Origin of the sequence: Pseudomonas edaphica (genome assembly GCF_005863185.1) — a bacterium.
GTDB classification, from domain to species: domain Bacteria; phylum Pseudomonadota; class Gammaproteobacteria; order Pseudomonadales; family Pseudomonadaceae; genus Aquipseudomonas; species Aquipseudomonas edaphica.
Map to the genome: position 1 here is coordinate 1 of NZ_VBVZ01000402.1, position 5,717 is coordinate 5,717.

The 5,717-nt window shown below is 62.5% G+C and carries 5 protein-coding genes; 1 reads left to right on the forward strand and 4 read right to left on the reverse strand.

The window, feature by feature from the left end; all coding sequences use genetic code 11:
* The 4 genes from FEM54_RS22560 to FEM54_RS22575 form a co-directional block, all read right to left on the reverse strand.
* A partial coding sequence (locus tag FEM54_RS22560; RefSeq protein WP_138453121.1) for an HlyD family secretion protein occupies positions 1 to 565 on the reverse strand: 565 nt, incomplete at its 3' end.
* 10 nt (positions 566 to 575) lie between these two features.
* On the reverse strand, positions 576 to 776 hold the full coding sequence (locus tag FEM54_RS22565; protein WP_017138164.1) for a DUF1656 domain-containing protein: 201 nt from the start codon (positions 774 to 776) through the stop codon (positions 576 to 578).
* Positions 766 to 2,943 (reverse strand): FUSC family protein, encoded by a 2,178-nt coding sequence (locus tag FEM54_RS22570; RefSeq protein WP_138453122.1) that lies wholly within the window; start codon positions 2,941 to 2,943, stop codon positions 766 to 768. The genes FEM54_RS22565 and FEM54_RS22570 overlap by 11 nt, the downstream gene beginning before the upstream one ends.
* Positions 2,944 to 2,953: 10 nt before the next feature.
* Positions 2,954 to 4,465, reverse strand: a complete 1,512-nt coding sequence (locus FEM54_RS22575; protein ID WP_138453124.1) for an efflux transporter outer membrane subunit — start codon at positions 4,463 to 4,465, stop codon at positions 2,954 to 2,956.
* A 182-nt stretch (positions 4,466 to 4,647) separates the two neighbouring features.
* Here FEM54_RS22575 and FEM54_RS22580 point away from each other — a divergent pair, with 182 nt between their 5' ends.
* Positions 4,648 to 5,616 carry a LysR family transcriptional regulator gene (locus tag FEM54_RS22580; protein WP_017138167.1) on the forward strand — a complete coding sequence of 323 codons (969 nt, stop codon included), beginning with the start codon at positions 4,648 to 4,650 and terminating at the stop codon, positions 5,614 to 5,616.
* Positions 5,617 to 5,717: the final 101 nt, after the last annotated feature.

Sequence of the window (5,717 nt, forward strand, 5' to 3'; positions counted from 1 at the left end):
CCCAGAACGAGTTCATGTCCACCACGGCCATTTTTGCCTCGCCAATGCGCGCGTAGTCGCCGCGATGCACATTGAGGTTGGTGACATAACCGTCCACTGCCGCCACCACCTGCGTACGTTTCAAGTTAAGTTCAGCGGCTTCCAGTTGCGCCAACGCATGCTGGTAATCGGCCAACGCCGAGTCGGCGATGTTGCTGGCGTCGTCGCGGTTTTCCCTGGAGATCACCAGCGCGTCGAGGTCGGCACGGCGGTGGGCGTTGACCTTGCGCATCTCCCAAGTGGCTTTGCGCGAAGCCACCAGCGACTGCGCCTGTTTGACGGCAATGCGGTAGTGCTCGGGGTCGATCTGCATCAGCAGGTCGCCCTTCTTCACCAACTGGTTGTCACGCACCGGTACATCCACCACTTCGCCCGTAACGTCGGCCGCCACATTGATGATGTCGGCGCGCACGCGGCCATCGCGGGTCCACGGCGTTTGCATGTAGTGCACCCACAACGTGCGGCCAATCCAGATCGCCAATGCCAATACCAGCAAGGTCGCGAGCAGGCTGAAAAACTTTTTCATCGGGGCATTCTCAACGGTAGACGGTCAGCGCGAGCGCGCCGAACAAGCAAACGAACAGGCTCAGGCGCAGCAGCGCCGGGTGCCAGAAAAAACGGTAGAGGTCGAACCCGGCCAGGAAGCGGTCCAACGCCCAGGCCAACCCTGCGGCGATAAAAAACAACAGGGTCATGGTCGGCATGTACAGGCCATGGAATGCGATTTCACGGGGCATGCGGGGGTCCTTTGAGGGCAGCCAATGGCGATTGCGGGTCTAGCAGCGAGGTGCGGATAAAGTGCAGGTAGCTTTTCACCCGGCGTAGCGCCGAGGTATCAAAATGCGGGGCGAAGGGTTCGTCGGTGGCCTGCACACGGCTGATCGCATGGTCGACAGCCACCAGTCCACGCTCCAGATTGTTCGCGCTCGGTTGCAAAAACAGCCGCACCAGCGAGCGCCCCATCACGCGGATCGCCTGGCGCCACGGCTGGGATTGGGCATACGCCGGGTGCACCGGCAAAATCGCCTGTTCCTTGCGCAGTTCGATGATCGCATGGCCGACTTCCAGCACCACGAACATCCAGCGCAGCAAATCACGCTGCACCTGCGGCTGGCCAACGGCGAGGCCGTAGGCCTGGTGCAACAAATCGCGGGTGCGGCTTTCAAAACTCGAGGCCAGGCCCTTGAGCTTGCCGCTGATCGCATACACAACCTGCTCGCGCAGGTCCTGCTCCAAACGGCGCCACAACCAACGGCTGTTGGGCGGCAGAATGATCGCCCCCGCCGCCGCGCACACCAGCATGCCGATGATCATGGCGATGTAGTCGTTGATAAAGGTGTAGGGGTTGTAGACCGTGAGGTTGTCCGGCACCGAGCCGGTGCTGAAAAAGATCAACAGGCCCACGCCGACCCCGGCATATTGCGGGCGTGAGGCCAGGAACGCGCCGAAGATGATCACCGGCGCGAGCATCACGCACAGCAGCGGGAAGCCGTCGATCCAGGGGAACACGAAGAACATTTCGACAAAGCCAACCAGTGCGCCGATCAAGGTGCCGCAGGCCATTTGGAAGGCCATGCGCTTGGGGTTGGGCGTGGCGGCGGACAGGCCGACGGTGGCGGCGGCAATCAGCGTCATGGTTGCGCCGCTGGGCCAGGCGGTGGCCACCCAGTAGCTGCCGAGCACAATAAGGATGAACGACGCACGAATACCCGAAGCCGCGCAGGCCAGCCAGTTGGTCTTGGGGATAAAGGTCTCGTTCCACTGCTCGCGCTCATGGCTGTGGTCGGCCAGGGAAGCGTGGGTCAGCGCGTAGTTGTGCAAGTCATCGACAAAGCGATAAAGCAGCTCGTAGGCGGTATGAAAATCCAGCTGTTCAGCTTCGCTTGGGTTGGCTTCCTGAAAGCTTGCACGCAGGGCACGCACCGTGGCGGGAAGCTCGTCTTTGTAGGCGCTGAGTTGGTTGACCAGCCGTGCGGCGTCGGGGCTGGTGAGCGCCCGGCCGGAGAAGCCGTCGAGCACTTCGGCAAGGCCTTGCAGGCCGGGCTTGATCGCAGCCACCACATGATCAGCCGCGTGCGCACGTAACCGTTCGAGCAACTGGTGCAGGGCGTTGAAGCGCGTGGTGATGCTCATGAATTCGCTGTTGAGGCGGCTGAGTCGACCATTGCGCCGACGCATGTGCGGGTCTTCAAACACGGTGACGCTGCGCAGCCCTTCCAGGCCCACCGCTTCGGCGATAAAACGCACGTTGCTGGCCTCGAAACCTTCGCGCTGGCTGCGCCCACGCAGGCCGTCGGTGACGAACAGCGCGAACACGCCGAAGCGCTGGTACAAGGCGTTGCGCATCGCCGCGCTGGAGGTTTGCGGCAGGATCGCGGCGCTGACCACGGTGGAGCATAAAATCCCCAGGGAAATTTCCAGCACGCGCCATACCGCCGCCATAAACGCGCCGTCGGGGTTTGCCAGCGCCGGCAAACCAACCATCGCCGCCGTATAGCCGGCCAGCACAAACCCGTAGGCGCGAAAGTTGCGATTACGCGTGGCGCCAGCGGTGCAGATGCCCACCCAGATCGCCAACGCGCCCAGGAACAATTCGGTGTTCTGCGCAAACAAGGCAATCAACAAGACCATCACCGCCGAGCCCGCCAAGGTGCCGAGGAAGCGATAGAAACTCTTGGCAAACACTTGGCCGCTCTGCGGTTGCATCACGATAAATACGGTGATCATCGCCGTGCGCGGTTGCGGCAGTTCCAGGCGCATGGCCAGCCACAGCGTCAGGAACGCAGCGATCAGCACCTTGAAGATATACACCCAGGTCACGCCGTCGCTGCGGGCCCAGTCGAAAAAACCACGGCGCCACTCAAGGGAGTGCAACCAGCGCAGCGGTGCAGGCAAGGGAGTCATTACAGTCTACTCAGTGATCAAACACGGCGAGCGCCGCCGGGGTTTTGCTCGGCAGTGTCTTGGCGTCCGGTGGTACGTCGTTACCGGCGCCGAGCCCGCCACCCAGGGCCGTGACCAGTTCGGCATGGGCACTCAGGCGCGCGGCCTGCACCTGTTGTTCGATCTGTTGCTGGCGAAACAACAAGGTCTGAGCGTTGAGCACATTGAGGTAATCGGTGAGGCCGCGCTGGTAGGCGATCATGGCGATGTCGTAGGTTTTCTGCGCCGAGGCCACCGACTGCGCGGCAAAGGTGGCTTGCTTGTCCATGGATTCGCGGCGGATCAACTGGTCGCTGATGCCCTTGAGCGCGTTGACCAGCGTCTGGTTGTACTTGGCCACGGCGATGTCATACCCGGCGCTGGCTTCGCCCAACTGCCCACGCAAACGGCCGCCGTCGAAGATCGGCAGGCTGATCGCCGGGCCGACGGTGTAGTTGAATTTCTGCCCGCTGAGAAACCCCAGCATCGTGCCGCCGGTGGCCATATAGCCGAGGCTGCCGACCAGATCGACGTTGGGGTAGAAACCGGCGTGTGCCACATCGATGCCGCGCGCCTGGGCGGCGACCTGCCAGCGGCTGGCAACCACGTCCGGGCGTTGGCCGAGCAATTGCGCGGGCAGGCTTGAGGGCAGCTTCAGCGGCGCGGCCAAGGACAAACTCGGGCGTTGCAGTTGCGCGCCCTCGCCCGGCCCTTTCCCGGCCAATGCCGCGAGCTGGTTGCGGCTCAGGGCGATTTCTTCGTCGAGTGCGTCGAGTTGTCGATGGGTTTCGGGCAAGGGCGTTTCGGCCTGGCTCACATCGAAATGCGTGCCGATGCCGGCATTCAGGCGCTTATTGGCCAGGTCGAGGATCTGCTGTTGCTGGGCCAGGGTGGCGGCGACGATATCGCGGTTGGCGAAATGCAACGACAGCTGGATATAGGCGCGCACCACATTGTTCTGCAATTCGAGCTGGGCCTGACGCGCTTCGGCAGCGCTCATATGCGCCAGGTCGACGGCGCGTTCGCTGGCATTGCTTTCGCGGCCCCACAGGTCGAGGGCGTAGCTCAAGCCCAGGGACGCGGTGTTGTCCCAGGTATTGGCACCGCTCAATTCGCCCGGCCCGTAGAACTGATCTTTCGGCCAATTGTGGCGTTTGAGCGTGGTGTCACTGTTGATCTGCAACGACTCAGCCGACTCGGCGATCCCGGCCATGGCCCGCGCTTCCCGCACCCGCGCGGCGGCCATGGCCATGTTCGGGCTGTTTTGCGTGGCGAGGTCGACCCAGCGGTTGAGTTGCATGTCGCCATAGGCTTGCCACCAGTGTGTGGTGGGCCAGTGGGCGTCCTGCGCGGCGCTCTGGATGGCGGCGTCGGTGGCCAGGGTATTGGCGTTGAAGGCTTGGCCTTGGGGGGCGATTCCTCCGGTTCCGATGCAGCCGCTGATTGCTAACGATAAGGCCAAAACACTGAGAGCCTTCAGCTCTCTGCTGATGCGACGCGGCACGGCGAACGAATTCCTGAGGTGGTGAGGCGGGGAAGGTGGCGCAATTCTAGGGGGCGCCATGGGGAACGATAAGCTGGCATTCCTGTGAATCTTTGTTACCGTTCAGGCGATAATCCGTTGGTAGGGATCACTGGACGGCGTAACTTTCTGTCACAATTTGCTATCTCCCTTGAGAACACTCCATGGACACTTTGCAAAATATGCGCGCCTTCAGTTGCGTGGCCGAGGCCGGCAGCTTCACCGCCGCCGCCGTGCAACTGGACACCACCACCGCCAACGTTTCGCGCGCGGTCTCCAACCTTGAGGCCCATCTGCAAACCCGCTTGCTCAACCGCACCACTCGCCGCATCGCGCTGACCGAGGCCGGCAAGCGCTATTTGCTGCGTTGTGAGCAGATCCTGGCTTATGTCGAGGAAGCCGAGGCCGAAGCCAGCGACGCCCACGCACGCCCCGCCGGGCAGCTGAAAGTGCATACCATGACCGGCATCGGCCAGCATTTCGTGATTGACGCAATTGCCCGTTACCGTCGCACCCACCCCGACGTGACCTTCGACCTGACCCTGGCCAACCGCGTGCCGGACCTGCTCGACGAGGGTTACGACGTGTCCATCGTGCTGGCCAGCGAGCTGCCGGATTCGGGTTTTGTGTCCCAGCGCCTGGGCATCACCTACAGCATCGCGTGTGCCTCGCCGGATTACGTCAAGGCCAAAGGTTGCGCACAGCGGCCCCAGGATTTGCTCAACCACGCCTGCCTGCGCCTGGTCAGCCCGGTGATCCAGCTGGACAAATGGACCTTCAACGGCCCCGAAGGCCAGGAAAGCGTGGCGATCAACACTTCGCCGTTCCTGGTCAACTCGGCCGATGCAATGAAAACCGCGATCACCAGCGGCATGGGCGTCGGCCTGCTGCCGGTGTATGCGGCTATTGAAGGTTTGCGTAACGGCACGCTGGTGCGGGTGATGCCCAACTACCGCTCGCAGGAGCTGAACCTGTATGCCATCTACCCCTCGCGCCAGTACCTGGATGCGAAGATCAAGACCTGGGTGGAATACCTGAGAGGGTCGTTGCCGGAGATTCTGGCGGCGCATCAGGCGGAGTTGGTGGCGTATGAGTTGAGTGGCAGCCTGGGCGGCACACGCCTGGCGAACTGATTTTGGAATACGGCCCCACAAACACCATCCATTTACTGTGGGAGCTGGCTTGCCTGCGATAGCATCGCCTCGGTACTGCTGATACACCGAGGCGCCAGCAT

Excerpts from the sequence above, each read along its gene's own strand:
- FEM54_RS22565 (WP_017138164.1), bottom strand. The coding sequence starts at position 776 with ATGCCCCGTGAAATCGCATTCCATGGCCTGTACATGCCGACCATGACC.
- FEM54_RS22570 (WP_138453122.1), bottom strand. The coding sequence starts at position 2,943 with ATGACTCCCTTGCCTGCACCGCTGCGCTGGTTGCACTCCCTTGAGTGG.
- FEM54_RS22580 (WP_017138167.1), top strand. The coding sequence starts at position 4,648 with ATGGACACTTTGCAAAATATGCGCGCCTTCAGTTGCGTGGCCGAGGCC.